Raw genomic sequence first — 15,843 nt, forward strand, 5'->3', positions numbered from 1 at the left:
AGGGAAGCGCCACAGCGTAGGCGCATGCATTGCGTGAACATTGCGTTACCTCATGTGGGGCTCTCTAGAATCACCCGCCTGTCCGGTCTCTCCCCATCCCCCCCATGAGAATCCTGCTTGTCGAAGACGAAGCCGACCTGGCGCAGGCGCTCGCGTCGGCGCTGCGCCAGAACCAGGCGGTGGTCGATGTGGCGAGCTCGCTGCGCGCGGCCGAGGAGGCCGCGCTCGGCGCGCCCTACGACGTGGTCGTGCTCGACCGCGGGCTGCCCGACGGCGACGGCCTCTCGCTCGTCGCGTTCCTCGCGCAGAACCACATCGCCTGCGCCGTGCTCGTGCTCACCGCCATGACCGACGTGGCCGAGCGCGTGCTGAGCCTGGACGGCGGCGCCGACGACTATCTGGCCAAGCCTTTCTCGATGGACGAGCTGCTGGCCCGCGTGCGCGCGCTGGCACGCCGCCCCGCGGTGCGTGCCAACTTCATCATGACGCTCGGGCAGCTGCGCTTCGACCACCACACGCGCCAGGCCCACGTGGGCGAGGCCTGCCTCACGCTGCCGCGGCGCGAGCTGCTGGTGCTCGAGACGCTGCTCGAACACCGCGGCCGCACCGTGCTGCGCGAGGCGCTGCAAGACCGCGTGTACGGCCACAAGGACGACATCCAGTCGAACGCGCTCGACACGCACGTCTCGCGCCTGCGCTCCAAGCTCGACAAGGCCGGCGCGCAGGTCGAGATCCATGCGATCCGTGGGGTGGGCTATCTCATGTGCGCGCCGCAGTCGGCATGAGCCTCAGCTTGCTTTCGCTGCGCTGGCGGCTGATCTGGAGCCTGATCCTCTTGCAGGTGGTGGTCGGCCTGCTGGTGATGGGCGGCTTCCTCGGACTGGCGTGGGCGTTGGGCCGCGTGGTCGACGAGACCGGCCACGAGACGGTGGCGGCCATCCAGCGCGCCTTGATGCGCGGCGCCGACGGCCAGCTGGTGGTCGAGCCCACGAGCGCGCTGCGGCGGCTGCAGAAGGCCGACCCGCAATTCTGGTTCATCGTGCGCGACCCGCGCGGCGTGCAGCTGCGCCACGGCGAGGTGCCGCCCGCCTACCTGCGGCTGCTCGATGCACTCGACGACACCGAGCGCGTGGCCATCGACCCCGAGAGCGACGGCACCCGCCCCAAGGCCCGTTTCGAGCGCATCGAATCGCGCGCCGGCCCGGTGGCCGTGATGGCGCAGACCGGCGGCCCGCTCACGGTGGAGAACACGCTCAAGGGCACTGGCATCGCTTTCCTGTTCCTGGTGGCACCGATGGCGCTCGTCACCTGCCTGGGCGTGATCCTGGCGACGCCCTTTGTCGTGAAGCGCGGCCTGAAGGGCGTGGTGGCCACGGCGGAGCATGCCGAGGGCATCGACGTGCACGAGCGCACCACGCGCCTGCCGCTGGCCAACGTGGCCAGCGAGATCCGTCCGCTGGTCAACGCGGTCAACCGCGCCTTCGATCGGCTCAACGAAGGCTACGACCGGCAGGAGCGCTTCCTGGCCGATGCCGCGCACGAGCTGCGCACGCCCATCACCACGCTGCAGATCCACCTCGAAGGCCTGCCCAACGACCCGCTGAAGATGAAGCTCATGCAGGCCTCGGCGCGGCTGGCCACGCTGGCCGAGCAGCTGCTCGACCTGCAGCGCCTCGACCACGGCCTGTCGCTCGATCAGCAGGTGGAGCTGAAGTCGCTGTGCGAGCGCGTGGCGGCCGACATCGCGCCGCTCGCCATCCGCAGCCGCTGCACGCTGTCGGTCGATGCACCGCAGCCGCTCACCGTGCGCGGCGATGCGCCCTCGCTGGAACGCGCGCTCACCAACCTGATCCAGAACGCCATCGAGCACGGCGGGCCGGGCTGCGACATCCAGGTGCGGCTGTGCGAGCCCTCGTGCATCGAGGTGCGCGACTCGGGCCCCGGCATCCCCGAGGCCGACCGCGAGCGCGTGGTGGCGCCGTTCCACCGGCTCGTGCCGCGCGGGCGCGGCGCCGGGCTGGGCCTGCACCTCGTGGCCGAGGTGGCGCGGCTGCATCGCGGCCAGCTGAGCATCGGCTCGAGCGAATCGGGCGGCGCGAAGATGAGGCTCGAACTGATGAACCTCGAGGCCTGAAGAAGACTCGCTTGTCATGAACGCCATCGACCGGTTGCCCGAACCCACGAACCTTGCCGGTGCGCAGGCGTTGATCGCGCGCGTGCAGGCGATGCTCGATGCCGAAGGGGTTGCGATGCGCGCGCCGCCGCCCGAGCCCACCACCTGCTGCGGGCGCGGCTGCAATGGGTGCGTGTGGGAAGGGTGGCTGGCGGCGGTGGCTTATTGGCGGGATGAGGCGTCGCTGCTGCTGGGTTAGTAGATGCGGGGCCGCAGCACCTTGATTGCTTCCGCACCCGCCAGATGGTCGACAAAAAGATGCTCTGCGAAAAGGTAGCGCCCCACCACGCTGCGCAGATCAGGTGACTCGCACACCGTCACGGTCTCATGGCGCTCGGTGTACATGAGTTGGAAGGCCGGACCTTCCTTCAGCATGTAGAAGCAGCCATCGCTGCTGATTCGCTCGGCCCTGATCCTGCCTTCGTAACAGCGGGTGGCCATCGCGCGGTCCACCAACGCCTCAGCGTCGATGGTGAATACCGCTCGGCACTCGTCGGGCGTGAAGTCATCACGCAGGGCTGTGCCGTTCTCGCTGTTGTAGGCCTTGTGGATCAGGTCCGATGCCGCGTTCAGCAGCAAGGCGTCGAGTTGCGCTTGGCGGTCCGGGGGCTGCACCATCTGGTACGGAGTGATCAGGGGAGGCGTGGGGAGGCTGGCGATGTGGAAGGGTTCGACAGCCATCTCCCGGCTGGCGGATAACTCTAGGTACCAGCGTTCTTGTGCCTCGCGTGGTGTCCGGCGTGTTGCTGTTGCGCTGCCGGCATAGTGCACGCGGCGTTCGTCCGTACCGGAAAGCGTCGATGGCGTGCAATCGGCTTCGCCCCAGCCCCAGAACTGGTCTCTCAGCGACCAATCGCCATCCTCCGGGTCGTTCAGTGTCTGGACGACCAGGCGCGCGAAGATTTGGGGCGGTGCTTGCGCGGGCTGGCCGTCCACAGATGCGGGCACCATGGCATCGACCCTGAACGCCATCGGCTCGCCGAGGCGAAAGCTTTCGTCGCGACCGACGTGGATTGCTTCGAGCGCCCGGCGTCTCGGCGGCGGCACGGCGCGCCGCACGAGGGTATAGACGGCCACCAGCGTCAGCACGCCGAAGATCGGAAACACCGGCAGCCCCACCAACAGCCACAGTAGGTTCCAACCTCCACTCAACGACCAGCGCAGTGCGTTGAAACCGAAGGCGGCAAAGAAGGCCAGCACCGCCAGCGCGACCAGCGAACCCAGCCAGTCGGTGATGCTGGTTCGTGAAGGGGCATTTGAAGGCGGCGGTGCCGGAGACGTCCACGCCGTGTCGTGCCGCTGCACGATGCGCGGCAGGCCGATCACGCGCGGATCGGGCAGCGGCGTCCAGAAACTGTCGTCCTGGGCGGCCAGCGCGATCGTGCGGACGCCATCGCGGTGTTCAAGCTGCAGCGCGGCCTGCGTGACGCCGTCCTGCGCCGCGTCTTCAAAGCTCAGAGGACGCGCATCGGGCACGCGGTGGTAGCTACGCTTCTCGACGTCAACGATCAGCGCGTCCGCACCCGCCGATGCCGCATGAAAGCGCTCGTCAGAAGACGCAAGGCCTTCCGACACCGGCAGCGCCAGAACCCGCGCGAGGACATCGAGGTAAGAGTGGGGGCGAGACATGCGTCCGAATCTAGCCGGCGATCCCGAGCGCCGCAGCCGCCAGCTTCGCCACCTCCAGCGTGCTCCCGGGCGCCTCGCCATCTTCCAGCATCCACACCGACGACAGCCCGGCCCACGCCAGCACCCATTGCAGCAGTCGCCGCTGCTCGATGCCCGTGGCCTCCGCGATGACCTCGATGCGGCGCGCGAAGCGCCCCGGCGCCAGCGCGCTCTCGCCATCCGGGTTGCACAGGATGTTCGCGTGGTCGAAGCCGCGCTCGCCGTGCAGGCCCTTGGGGTCGATGGCGAGCCAACCGGTCGGGCCGAAGTCGAGCACATTGCCGTGGTGGATGTCGCCATGCAGCACGACCACCTCGCGCGGCGCGGCCAGCAGCTCGCGTGCGGTGCGTGCGCTGTGCGCGAAGACGCCGCCGTGCGTGGCCGCGCCGGCCCACAGCGACTCGAACCAGCGCGCGAGCGGTACGAGCGTCGGGGGCGGCGGTGTGTCGCGCGGGGCATGCAGGCGCGCGGCGGCGGCGCACAGGATGCGCGTGGCCTCGTCGTCGTGGCCGTCTTGAACCATCTGCGGCAGCGAGCCCGTGCCTTGCGCGCGCACCATCAGCAGGGCTTCGCTGTCATGGGCCAGCACGGGCGCGGCGCCGTCGCCGTTCCACCAGGCCATCAGCAGGCTGCCTGCCTGTTCCTCGGCCTCGTGCGACACCTTGAGCATGGCCGCCACGCCCTGCTGGCGCACGGGCAGCAGCGTGCCGCTCAGCGAAGTGAAGGCCTCGCCGTCGGGCGTGAGATGCCAACGTTCCAGGTAAGGCGCGAACACGCCCTGCGGGTCCACTAGCGCGATTCCCAGAACCCCCGGTGCGTGGCGATCATCTCGTCGGCCACCTCGGGCACGGGGCCGATTACCTCGACGGGTTTCTGTCCGCGCGCGAAGACCTCGCGGCAGGGCAGGCTCAGCGTCGGGTTCTCGGGGTGGTCGCCGGTGAGGGCGAGCAGCGCGGATTCTTCCGCGCCGTACACGATGCGGCCGATGTTCGCCCAGTAGCTCGTGCCCGCGCACATGGCGCAGGGCTCGAAGGTGGTCACCAGCGTGCACTGCCACAGGTACTCGGGCGGCCAGTTCTGCGCGGCGTGGCGCGCGAGCGTGGCCTCCGCGTGGTGCACCGTGTCGATGTTGCCCTGCTCGGCGAGAACGGTCTCGCCGTCGGGTGCGACGAGCACGGCGCCGAAGGGGTGGCGGCCCATGGCCATGGCGCGTCGCGCCACGGCGTCGGCGCGACGCAGCGCGCGGGTGATCTGTTCGGGGGTCATGCCCCCATTATTTATTGGTTCTGCGAGCCGCGGTGTGCCCAGCCTGTCGTGTGCTTCTCGATCAGGCTGAACAGCTCATACATGATCATCGCCATCGCGCCCACCACCATCAGGCCCGCGAAGGCCAGGCCCATCTGCATGGCCGAGCCGGCCGAGATCAGCAGGTAGCCGATGCCCTCGTTGGCGGCGGTCATCTCCGACACCGTGGTGCCGACGAAGGCCAGCGTGATCGCCACCTTCAGCGAGCCGAAGAAGTAGGGCATGGAGCGCGGCAGGCCGATCTTGACGAGCACGTCCCAGCGCTTGGCACCCAGCACGCGCAGCACGTCTTCCAGCTCGGGTTCGAGCGTGGCCAGGCCGGTCGCGATGTTCACCATGATCGGGAAGAAGCTGATCAAAAATGCCGTGAGGATCGCCGGCCCGATGCCGATGCCGAACCACACGACCAGGATCGGCACGAAGGCCGCCTTGGGCAGTGCGTTGAAGGCCGTCATCAGCGGATAGATCGCCGCATAGGCCAGGCGCGAGCTGCCGATCACGAAGCCCAGCAGCACGCCCACCACGATCGCCAGGCCGAAGCCGGCCATCGTGACCCAGAAGGTGCGCCACGCGTGGCCCGCGATGATTTCCTTGAACTCCCAGAACTGCTCCCAGATGCGCAGCGGGCTCGGAAAGATGAAGTCCGACACGCCGAAGCCCGCGCAGATCACCTGCCACAGCAGGAGCACCGCCACGAGCAGCAGCCACGGCGACCAGCGCTCGAGTTGTTTGCTGTTTTTCATCGCCGCCTCCTCAGTGCGCTGCCGCCGCCGCGGCGGAGGTTGTGGTGGCGTTGCCGCGGATGGCGCCGATGTGGCCGCGCAACTCGAGCACGATGTCGGTGAACTCCTTGGTGTAGGTCAGCTCCAGCTCGCGCGGGCGCGGCAGGTCGATCTCGCGCTTGACCACGAAGCGCCCGGGGCTCTTGCTCATCACGTACACCGTGTCGGCCAGGAACACCGACTCGCGCAGGTCGTGCGTGACCAGGATCACGTTGAACTGCTGCTCGGTCCACAGGTCGCGCAGGATGCACCACAGCTCTTCGCGCGTGAAGGCGTCGAGCGCGCCGAAGGGCTCGTCCAGCAGCAGCATCTTGGGCTCGTGGATGAGCGCGCGGCAGATGCTCGCGCGCTGCTGCATGCCGCCCGAGAGCTGCCACGGAAACTTGTCCTCGTAGCCGCCCAGGCCGACCTTCTGCAGCAGGCGGCGGGCGCGCTCTTCGTATTCCTTGCGTTTCGCCTTGAAGTTCGAGCGGTAGGGCTCGACGATTTCCAGCGGCAGCAGCACGTTGTCGACCGTGGTGCGCCACGGCAGCAGCGAAGGCGCCTGGAAGGCCATGCCCGAGATCTTCAGCGGCCCGGTCACGGGCTGGCCGTCGATGCGGATCTTGCCCATCGAGGGCATCTTCAGTCCCGTGGTGAGCTTCATGAAGGTCGACTTGCCGCAGCCCGAGGGGCCGACGATGGCGATGAACTCGCCGCGCGTCACTTTCAGGTCGATGGCCTCGACCGCGAAGTGGTTGGCGCGCAGCAGTTCTTCGTTGTAGGCGAGCCAGACGTCCTGGAAATCGACGAAGGGGGCGGCTGCGTCGGGTGTCGTTGCGCCGGCCGCCATCACTTGCGCAGGATTCCGCTGAGCTCGGCCGCGGGCGGGAGCATGGCCGCGGTCCACACGGCGTCGGGGCTCACGCGCGTCTTGGTGTTGAAGGCATCGGACACCTGCGAGGCCATGAGCGACATGCGGCCCGCGTTGACGGCACCGAAGCCGTCGGTGCGCGCGTCGGCGCTGTTGATGACGGTGTCTATCGCCAGCTGCAGGCGGCGCGTCTCGAGCTTGCTGTCGATGATGCCGTCGCGCGCCTTCACCGACTCGATGCCCAGGGCCGGGTTGGCGATGACTTCCTTCGCGCCCTTGGCGAACGCCGAGAGGAACTTCTTCACCGCCGCCGGGTTGTCCTTGAGCAGCTTGGGCGAGGCGATGATCACGTTGCCGTACAGCTTCACGCCGTAGTCGGGGTAGGGCAGGATCACCACGTCGGCCGCCTTGGCGCCGCGCGCTTCCAGGTTGAGCAGCGAGGTGAAGGTGAAGCCCGTGATGGCGTCGATGTCGCCGCGCACCAGCATGGTCTCGCGCAGCGTCGGGTCCATGGCGGTCCAGTTCACGGCGCCGATGTTGTTGGCCTTGGCGAAGATCGGGAACGCGCGGCGGCCCGCGTCGAACACCGGTGCGCCGAGCTTCTTGCCGGCGAGGTCGGCCGGCTTGGTGATGCCGCTCTTCTTGAGCGCCATGACCGAGGCCGGCGTGTTGTTGTAGACCATCATCACGGCGACCGGCTTGTTCGGGCTGTCGGGGTTGTTGGCGTGGAACTCCATCAGCGCCGCGAGGTCGGCAAAGCCCATGTCGTAGGCGCCCGAGGCCACGCGCGTCACGGTGCCGCCCGAGCCGTTGCCGGCGTCGATGGTCACGTCCAGGCCGGCGGCCTTGAAGTAGCCCTTGGCCGCGGGGTGCAGGAACAGCGCGGCCGGTCCTTCGAAACGCCAGTCGAGCTGGAACTTGATCGGCGTCGGGCTCTGGGCCATGGCCGAAGACAGGCCGAAGCTGAGGGCCGAGGCGGCGAGGAAGGACTGGATCAGTTGACGCTTGTTCATGCGGGTTCCGTGAATGTGAATGCTTCGGCATTCAAGCAAAAACGGTGCCCGCACGCGATTGGTGCGAACCCTTCCGGTGAATCACCGAGGTGCGTGGCCCGCCCAGGGCGTGTGCGGCGTGCACCGCGCCTGGGAATCCGGGCCGTGGACCGCCGTCAGAGCGTCGCGCCGATCTTGCGCAGCTCGGCAATCTGCGGCGCCTTGGGCAGCCAGACCTTGTCGAACTCGGCGATGACCGGCGCGGGGTTGTAGTTGGTGGCGCTCTTGATCACGATGCCGCTGGCCTTGAACTTGTCGATGAGGCCCAGCTCGGTGGTCACGATGTCCTTGATCTGCGCGTCGAGCTGCTGCTTCACGAGGTCGGTGATGAGCGCCTTGTCCTTCGCGTCGAGCGTCTGCCAGATGCGGCCCGACACCAGCGGCGCGAAGGGCATGAACAGCGCGTTCATCGGCAGCAGCGTTTTCGAGACGCGGTCGAAGCGCTGGTTCCACGAGAACTCGATGTCGGCTTCGAGCCCGTCGACCTGGCCGTTGGACATGGCGTCGAACACGCCCGGTGTGGGAATGGGCGTGGGCGCAGCGCCCAGCAATTGGTAGAAGTCGCGGTACACCGGCGTGGGGTTGATGCGCAGCTTCATGCCCTTCAGGTCGGTGGGCGAGGCGATGTCCTTGGTCGCGAACACCACGCGCATGCCGGTGATGCCCCAGCCCAGGCCGATGGTGCCGGTCTCGCGCGGCAGCACGTCGAGCAGCTTGAGCGCCGCGGGCGTGCGCACGAGCGAGGCGACGTTGGTGGTCGAACGCACGAGGTACGGTGCGTTGATGGCCGCCACGCTCGCCACGCGCGAGCCGAGTTCGGCCGCCTGGATCCAGCCCATGTCGAGCGCGCCCGACTGCAGCTGCTGCATCATGGCCGACTCGTTGCCGAGCTGGCCCGAGTGGAACACCGTGGCGCTCAGGCGGCCGTCGGTGGCTTTCTTCAGCGCTTCGCCGAAGCTCACCGCGGCGCGGTTCCACGAGTGGCCCGCGGGCGTGATGAGGCCCAGGCGGAATTCCTTGGCGGCGGCGGCACGCGACACGGTGCCGAAGAGGGCGGTCGATGCGGCGGCGGTGCCGGCGGCGGCCTGGACGAACTGGCGGCGGGAGAGGGGCATGTGAAGCTCCTGTGAGGTGAGGTGAGGTGAAGGAACGGGAACGCGGATCAGCGCTTACTTGATGAGCGCGAGAGAAAGACTCGGGAACAGCGACAGCAGCACCAGCGCCACGCAGCAGATCAGGAAGAAGGGCAGCGTGACGATGAACATCTTTCCGGGCTTGGCACCCGTCACTGCCGACGCCACGAAGAAGCTCAGCCCCACCGGCGGCGTCATCAGCCCGAGCACGAGGTTGATCACCACCACCACGCCGAAGTGGCGCGGGTCGATGCCGTAGATCTCGGTCGCGATGGGCAAGAGGATCGGCACGGTCATGATGAGACCGGGAATGCCGTCGATCACGGTGCCGATCACCAGCAGGATCACGTTCACCAGCAGCAGGAACGCGATCGGGTCCTTGGCCACCGTCTGTATCCATGCGGCCGTGGCCTGCGGCACCTTGCCGTAGATCAGCAGCCACGAGAACACCGCGGCCGCCGCCACCAGGAACAGCACCACCGCCGAGTAGATCGCCGACTTGAGCAGGATCTGCGGAATCATCGCGAAGCGGAATTCCTTGGTCACGTAGCGACCCACCAGCACCGCGGCCACCGCGCCCACGGCTGCCGATTCGGTGGGGTTGGCCAGCCCGCCGAGGATCGAGCCGACGATCACGATGGGAATGAGCAACGTCGGGCAGGCCGTGAGGATCGTGTGCAGCCGCTGGCGGGCGGTGCGCTTCTCGGTGCGCGGGTAGTTGTAGATCACGCCCATGCCGGCGATCACGATGAAGAACAGCACCGTGAGGATCACGCCGGGGATGATCCCTGCGATGAGCATGTCGCCCACCGCCACTTGCGCGAGCACGCTGTACACCACGAACATCACCGAGGGCGGAATGATCGGGCCGAGCATGCCGCCGTACACCGTGATGCCGGCCGCGAAGGTCTTGTCGTAGCCCTGCTTCTCCATCTCGGGCACCATGATCTGGCTCATGATCGCCACCTGCGCGGTGGCCGAGCCGATGATCGAGGACACCAGCATGTTCGCCAGGATGTTCACGTAGGCCAGGCCGCCCTTCACCGAGCCGATGAAGGCCAGCGCGAGGTCGACGAGCCGGCGCGTGATGCCGCCGCCGTTCATGATCTCGCCGATGAGGATGAACAGCGGAATCGCAATGAGGCTGTAGCTGTCGACGCCGCCGAACATCTGCACCGGGAACGACTGGAACAGCACCGTGTCGCCCGAGTTGAGGATGTAGACGATGCCCGACAGGCACAGGCAGGCACCGATCGGCACGCCGACCAGCATGATCAGCAGGAAGAAGGCAGAGGTCAGCATTTCAGTTCACGGCGTCCGCGTTGGCGACATGGAACTCGTCGTGCGTGCGCTTGGGCTGCAGGCCGAGGTCTTCGAAGAGGTTGGCCAGCGCATGCACGCTGAGGGTGAGCGCGAAGATCGGCAGGATGAGCTGCACCACCCACGTCGGCCAGTCGAGCGTCTGCGTGCGCTCGGTGTAGAGAAAGTTGAAGCTCTCGGCCGCGAATTCCTTCGCGTCGAAGCCGTGGCGCACGATGCCCGCCGGGTCCATCCACAGCCAGCACATCGCGAGCAGGGCCAGCCCGAGCAGCAGCACGCCGCCCGAGGCACTGGCCTTGGCGACGCGTACGGCCCGGGTGCCGAGCTTGTCGGTGAGCAGCGTCACTGCAAAGTCCAGCCGCAGCCGCGTCATCGCCGACGCACCGATGAAGGTGAGCCAGACCACGCAGTACACCGAGGCCTCGTCCACCCAGTACAGCGGAAAGCCGCCGTAGCGCGTGACCACGTTCAGCAGCACCAGCACGATGAGCAGGCCCATCAGGCTGCTGAGCAGGTGGCGCTCGCAGCGCAGGACGAGGTCCGACGCGTCGAGCACGCGGCGGGACAGGCCGCCGCTTTCTTTCAAGGCGTTTTCTTGCATGGTGTTCTGGGCCTTGGGGTGCGTCGTGCGCGCGGTGATTACATGACCGACTGGTACTGCGCGGGCCGCGTGGCCAGCGCCTTGGCGACGACCTTCTCGATAAAGGCACGCTCCTCGCCGATGAGCGGCAGGCGCGGGCGGCGCATGTGCTCGGTGCCCACGCCGACCAGCAGGTCGATGAGCTTGAGGTTCTGCACCAGCTTGGTCGACACGTCCAGGTGCAGCATCGGCGTCATCCACTGGTAGAGCTTCAGGGCCTCTGCGAATTTGCCGGCCTTCATCAGGTCGTACAGCGCCACCGTCTCGCGCGGGAAGGCGCAGCCCACACCGGCCAGCAGGCCGTCGCAGCCCAGCGCCAGGCCTTCGTAGGCCAGGTCGTCCACGCCCAGGAACAGCTGGTAGCGGTCGCCCACCGTGTTGCGCAGGTCGGTGATGCGACGGATGTCGTCGGTGCTCTCCTTGATCGCCGCGATCCACTCGCAGTCGGCCAGCTCGACCATGTGCTGGGGCTTGAGGTCCACGCGGTAGGCCACCGGGTTGTTGTAGACCATGATGGGTTTCTGGGCCGCGTTGGCGATGGTGCGCACGTTGAGCATCGCTTCACGCGCGTCGGCCACGTAGATCACCGAGGGCATGACCATGTAGCCGGCCACGCCCAGCTTGTTGGCGCCGTCCACGTAGCGCAGGGCTTCGCGGGTGCTGGTCTCCGAGACGTTGGCCAGCACGGGGATGCGGCCGTCGGCGGCTTCGAGCGCGATCTTCGCGACCTGCAGCTTTTCTTCCAGCGTCAGCGTGCTGGCTTCGCCGAGCGAGCCGCAGGTGACGAGGCCGTGGATGCCGTTGCGGATCTGGAAGTCGATGTGGCGGGCGGTGCCCTCGGCGTCGATGCTTTCGTCGGCGTGGAACTTGGTGGTGATGGCGGGGAAGATGCCTTGCCAGCGGGGATTGCTCATGAACGTGTACCTCGAAAAAAAGAAGAAAAGGGCGCTGCGGACAGCGGTCGAAACCAGGGCTTGAAGGCTTGGTTTTTAAATATATTAGTAAGATATGAGAAATATCTGCTCAGGGTATTAGCAGATTGCATGCCAGCCGAAATGGTGGTTGGAGGCTTCTGGAAAGGGCGTTTGGGCCCCCGGAAGCACCGCCTTGGCGCACCCCGCGCACCGAGGCGCCTCAGGATGCGGCGGACGAAAAAAAGCCCCGCAGCGGTGAACGCGGCGGGGCGTGCGGCTGGCGCCGGCGCCGGCGCGGCTACGTCAGCGCAGCCGTCGCCCCGAAGCCCAGCCAGTACGGATCGCCCACGCGCTTGCCCACGCTGCTGGCCGCGTCGCGCACGGTGGCGCCGAAGCGTTCCACCAGCGCCTCCGACAGCTGCTCCGCGGGCAGCGCGATGCCGAAGGCGTAGGTCTGCCGCGTGGCGGGGTCGAGCACCGCCGACGAGATGCCCGCCACGTTGGTCACGTACTCGCCGCGCGACAGGGCCCAGCCGGTGTCGCGGATCACGGCCAGGCGCGCGAGCAGGTCCTTGCGCGTCTTCGGCGCGTGGCCGCGGCCCTGGTCGAGCTTGGTGCCGATCAGGGCGCCCACTTCGTCGTCGTCCAGGCGGGCCAGCAGCGCGCGGCCCATGGCGCTGGAGTAGGCGGGGGCGCGGCTGCCCGGCGGCGTGTAGATCTGCAGCGCGCCGGCGCCGGTGCGCATCTGGATCACGAGCGTGTCGGCGCCGTCGAGCACGTTGATGTAGCCCGTATAGCCGGTCTCGCGCACCAGCGCGTCGAGCGCCTCCTCGACCAGCGAGGCCGTGTTGCGCGAGGCGCGGAAGTGGTACGAGGCTTCCATGATCACGCCGCCCGGGCGGTAGGCGCGCGTGGCCGCGTCGCGATCCAGGAAGCCGTAGCCGGCCATCATGCTCAGCGTGCGGGAGGCCGAGCTCTTGGGCAGGCCCAGCTCGGTCACGACGTCCGTCACCGTGATGTCGCGGCGCAGCCGCGCGATCAGCTTCAGGACGTCCATGGCGTTGGCAAGGGTGCTCATCGTGTTCGGTGGGTTGGGGTGGGAATCATAGGTTCGGCGCCGGTGCGTCTTTCGGCCGACCCGGGTGAACGCCCGCTTGACAGCTGAAAGTACGGTTTTATCATTCAGTTCAATTTTATTGGACATGGTTCCAAAATATGGAACTAACAAGGAATGACCATGCACCATGAAGTGACCGCGGTCGCGCCGCTGGAAGACAAGGGCGCCGGGCACACCGCGTTGCCGCCGGCCGCGCTGCATCCCAAGGCGCTCGCGCCTGCCAACCTGATCCTCACGGTGGTGCTGAGCGTGTTCGGCGCCATCGTCGGCATCCAGATGCTGGCCAGCCTGGGCATCACGCCGAGCACCTCGCTGATCGGCGCGCTCGCGGCGATGTCGCTGGCGCGCGTGCCGCTGGCCATGTTCCGGGGCTTCCGCTCGGTGCATGCGCAGAACCTGGCGCAGACGAGCATCTCGTCGGCCACCTTCGGCGCGGCCAACAGCCTGTTCCTGCCGATCGGCATTCCCTTCCTGTTCGGCCTGCCGCAGATGGTGGTGCCGATGCTCATCGGCGTGAGCCTGGCGATGCTGCTCGACGCGTGGCTGCTGTACCGCATGTTCGACACGCCCGCCTTCCCGGCGAAGAACCCGTGGCCGCTGGGCATCGCCGCGGCCGAGGCCATCAAGGCGGGCGACGGCGGCGGCAAGCAGGCCTGGCTGCTGCTGGGCGGGCTGGCCACCGGCGTGGCGGGTGCGGTGTTCAAGCTGCCGATGTCGGCCTTCGGCGTGGCGCTGATCGGCGGGCTCGGCGCCATGACCGCCTTCGGCATCGGGCTGCTGGTGCGCGGCTACTCGGCGCCGCTGTTCGGCTTCGACATCGGCACGCGCTACGTGCCGCACGGGATGATGATCGGCGCCGGCCTCGTCGCGCTGGTGCAGGTGGCGCGCGTGGTGCTGAAGAAGCACGGGCGCGCGGCCGACACCGACAGCACCGCCGCGGCGACAGAGGCGCTGGCCGAGGCCCGCGGCGCCAGCGTGCTCGGTCGCTCGCTCAAGCTGGGCGGCGCGGGCTACCTCGCGATCATGGTGCTGCTGTGCGCGGGCACCGGCATCTACACCGGCATGTCGCCGGGCATGCTGGCCTTGTTCATCGTGTACGGCACCTTCGCGGCCTTCGTGCACGAACTCATCGTGGGCATCGCGGCCATGCACTCGGGCTGGTTCCCGGCCTTCGCGGTGGCGCTGATCTCGCTGCTGCTGGGCATCCTGATCGGCTTTCCGCCCGAGGCGCTGGTGGTGCTGGCCGGCTTCTCTGCCGCCACCGGCCCGGCCTTTGCCGACATGGGCTACGACCTCAAGGCCGGCCACCTGCTGCGCGGCGAGGCCTCCGGCTCGGCCTTCGAACTCGAAGGCCGGCGCGAACAGATGATCGCCGGCATGGTCGGCTTCGGCGTGGCGATCGTGGTGGTCGCCTGCGCCTACCCGCTGTTCTTCGCCAACCACCAGACCGCGCCGATCAACGCCGCCTACGTGGCCGCGATCAAGGCCGGCATCTCGGGCGAGACGGCGCGCAACCTGGCGCTGTGGGCCGTGCCCGGCGCGCTGCTGCAGCTGGCGGGCGGGCCGCGCCAGCAGCTGGGCGTGCTGTTCGCCACCGGCCTGCTCATCGCCAGCCCGATGGCCGGCTGGATGGTCGCGGCCGGCATCGCTTGCCGGCTCGCGGTGCACGGCGTGCTCGGCGCCGCCGCGCGCGAACGGCTCGAGGTGTTCGCCGGCGGCGTCATCGCGGGCGACGCGCTCTACAGCTTCTTCTCGGGCGCGGTGAAGAGCCTGCGCAAGTAGTTCTCCTTCTTTCCTTTCATCACACACACAGGAATCGAATCCATGAAACGCAATCTGACCAGCGACGACGTCCGCGCGGCCATCTGGGGCGGCGCCATCCTCGGCGGCGGGGGCGGCGGGCTCATCGCGGCCGGCGAGCGCGCCGCGCGGCTGGCGCTGCAGGTCGGCACGCCGCAGCTGTGGAGCGTCGACGAGTTCGACGACGCCGCGCTCACCGCCACCATGGCCCTGGTCGGCGCGCCGGCCGCGCCCGATCCGCACGTGCAGCCGGCGCACCTGCTGCGCACGCTGGAGCTGCTGCGGCGCGAGCTGCCGGCGGGCCAGAAGCTGGTCGCGCTGCATGCCAACGAGAACGGCGCCGAGACCACGGTCAACGGCTGGTTCCATGCCGCCATGACCGGCCTGCCCGTGATCGACCTCGCGTGCAACGGACGCGCTCACCCCTCGAGTGTGATGGGCGCGCTGGGCCTGCACACCGAGCCCGACTACCTCTCGGTGCAGGCCTACGCGGGCGGCGAGCCGCACCGCTATGTCGAAGGCGTGGTGTCGGGCCGGCTCGAACAGACCTCGGCCGTGGTGCGCCGCGCTTCGGTGGAGGCGGGCGGCCTCGTGGCGGTGGCGCGCAACCCCGTGACCGTGGGCTACGCGCGCCAGCACGGCGCGCCGTGCGCCATCAGCCACGCCATCGCGCTGGGCCAGACCTTTCTCGACGGCGGCGTCGATGCCGTGGCCCGCTCGCTCGACGGGCGCCTCGTGGCCGAGGGCACGGTGCGCAGCTACCGCTGCGAGCAACAGGAAGGGCTGGACGTCGGCGTGGTCGAGCTCGACGACGCGGCCGGCACCACGCTGCGCTTCATCAACGAGTACATGCTGCTGGCGCAAGGCGGCGAACGCATCGCACGCTTTCCCGACCTGATCATGACCTTCTCGGACGACGGCCAGCCCGTGGTGTCGGCCCATGTGCGCCAGGGCGCGCGGCTGCGCGTGCTGGTGGCGCCGCGCGCGCGGCTGCTGCTGTCGCGCACCATGTTCATGCCCGAGCTGTACCGCCCGCTCGAGAAGTCGCTGGGCGAAGCCTTCGCGCCGGCCTGAACGGAGACATGC

At 68.3% G+C, this 15,843-nt stretch carries 16 protein-coding genes; 5 read left to right on the forward strand and 11 right to left on the reverse strand.

What is annotated here, in order from left to right:
* Positions 1-104 precede the first annotated feature (104 nt).
* The 3 genes from AC07Y4_RS27725 to AC07Y4_RS27735 are packed head-to-tail and all read left to right on the forward strand — an operon-like array spanning position 105 to position 2,372.
* Positions 105-785: a response regulator gene (locus tag AC07Y4_RS27725; protein WP_062473345.1), complete on the forward strand. Its 681-nt coding sequence runs from the start codon at positions 105-107 to the stop codon at positions 783-785.
* Positions 782-2,134 (forward strand): sensor histidine kinase, encoded by a 1,353-nt coding sequence (locus AC07Y4_RS27730; protein WP_062473387.1) that lies wholly within the window; start codon positions 782-784, stop codon positions 2,132-2,134. The genes AC07Y4_RS27725 and AC07Y4_RS27730 overlap by 4 nt, the downstream gene beginning before the upstream one ends.
* Positions 2,135-2,150: 16 nt before the next feature.
* The gene (locus AC07Y4_RS27735; RefSeq protein WP_062473346.1) at positions 2,151-2,372 is read left to right on the forward strand and encodes an oxidoreductase-like domain-containing protein; all 222 of its coding nucleotides are present in this window, start codon (positions 2,151-2,153) and stop codon (positions 2,370-2,372) included.
* On the opposite strand, the gene AC07Y4_RS27740 is transcribed toward AC07Y4_RS27735, so the two are convergent.
* The 11 genes from AC07Y4_RS27740 to AC07Y4_RS27790 all read right to left on the reverse strand — a co-directional run bounded on the left by AC07Y4_RS27740 (position 2,369) and on the right by AC07Y4_RS27790 (position 12,918).
* On the reverse strand, positions 2,369-3,802 hold the full coding sequence (locus AC07Y4_RS27740) for a hypothetical protein (RefSeq protein ID WP_495275405.1): 1,434 nt from the start codon (positions 3,800-3,802) through the stop codon (positions 2,369-2,371). The two genes, AC07Y4_RS27735 and AC07Y4_RS27740, sit on opposite strands and share 4 nt — an antisense overlap.
* Before the next feature lie 10 nt (positions 3,803-3,812).
* Positions 3,813-4,616, reverse strand: coding sequence for an aminoglycoside phosphotransferase family protein (locus AC07Y4_RS27745; protein WP_495275406.1), 804 nt, complete (start codon positions 4,614-4,616; stop codon positions 3,813-3,815).
* Positions 4,617-4,630: 14 nt separating this feature from the next.
* Positions 4,631-5,107 (reverse strand): nucleoside deaminase, encoded by a 477-nt coding sequence (locus AC07Y4_RS27750; protein WP_062473350.1) that lies wholly within the window; start codon positions 5,105-5,107, stop codon positions 4,631-4,633.
* Positions 5,108-5,118: 11 nt separating this feature from the next.
* The gene (locus tag AC07Y4_RS27755) at positions 5,119-5,889 is read right to left on the reverse strand and encodes an ABC transporter permease (protein ID WP_495275407.1); all 771 of its coding nucleotides are present in this window, start codon (positions 5,887-5,889) and stop codon (positions 5,119-5,121) included.
* Between the two features lie 10 nt (positions 5,890-5,899).
* Positions 5,900-6,760, reverse strand: coding sequence for an ABC transporter ATP-binding protein (locus tag AC07Y4_RS27760; protein WP_095950868.1), 861 nt, complete (start codon positions 6,758-6,760; stop codon positions 5,900-5,902).
* Positions 6,760-7,794, reverse strand: a complete 1,035-nt coding sequence (locus AC07Y4_RS27765) for an ABC transporter substrate-binding protein (RefSeq protein WP_062473355.1) — start codon at positions 7,792-7,794, stop codon at positions 6,760-6,762. The genes AC07Y4_RS27760 and AC07Y4_RS27765 overlap by 1 nt, the downstream gene beginning before the upstream one ends.
* Before the next feature lie 155 nt (positions 7,795-7,949).
* Positions 7,950-8,948, reverse strand: a complete 999-nt coding sequence (locus tag AC07Y4_RS27770) for a TRAP transporter substrate-binding protein (protein ID WP_495275408.1) — start codon at positions 8,946-8,948, stop codon at positions 7,950-7,952.
* 54 nt (positions 8,949-9,002) lie between these two features.
* A complete protein-coding gene (locus AC07Y4_RS27775) occupies positions 9,003-10,268 on the reverse strand; it encodes a TRAP transporter large permease (RefSeq protein WP_062473357.1) in 1,266 nt (421 codons plus the stop codon).
* 1 nt (position 10,269) lies between these two features.
* On the reverse strand, positions 10,270-10,887 hold the full coding sequence (locus tag AC07Y4_RS27780) for a TRAP transporter small permease (protein ID WP_495275409.1): 618 nt from the start codon (positions 10,885-10,887) through the stop codon (positions 10,270-10,272).
* Positions 10,888-10,925: 38 nt separating this feature from the next.
* Positions 10,926-11,840, reverse strand: coding sequence for a dihydrodipicolinate synthase family protein (locus tag AC07Y4_RS27785; protein ID WP_062473360.1), 915 nt, complete (start codon positions 11,838-11,840; stop codon positions 10,926-10,928).
* 298 nt (positions 11,841-12,138) lie between these two features.
* Positions 12,139-12,918 carry an IclR family transcriptional regulator gene (locus AC07Y4_RS27790; RefSeq protein WP_159273294.1) on the reverse strand — a complete coding sequence of 260 codons (780 nt, stop codon included), beginning with the start codon at positions 12,916-12,918 and terminating at the stop codon, positions 12,139-12,141.
* Positions 12,919-13,077: 159 nt separating this feature from the next.
* On the opposite strand from AC07Y4_RS27790, the gene AC07Y4_RS27795 reads away from it, so the two are divergent.
* On the forward strand, positions 13,078-14,739 hold the full coding sequence (locus tag AC07Y4_RS27795) for an OPT/YSL family transporter (RefSeq protein ID WP_495275410.1): 1,662 nt from the start codon (positions 13,078-13,080) through the stop codon (positions 14,737-14,739).
* Positions 14,740-14,781: 42 nt separating this feature from the next.
* Entirely contained in the window at positions 14,782-15,831 is a 1,050-nt protein-coding gene (locus AC07Y4_RS27800) for an S-methyl thiohydantoin desulfurase domain-containing protein (protein ID WP_495275411.1), read from the forward strand.
* The last annotated feature ends 12 nt before the right edge of the window (positions 15,832-15,843 follow it).

It is taken from the genome of Variovorax sp. GW460-12-1-14-LB1, assembly GCF_059423605.1.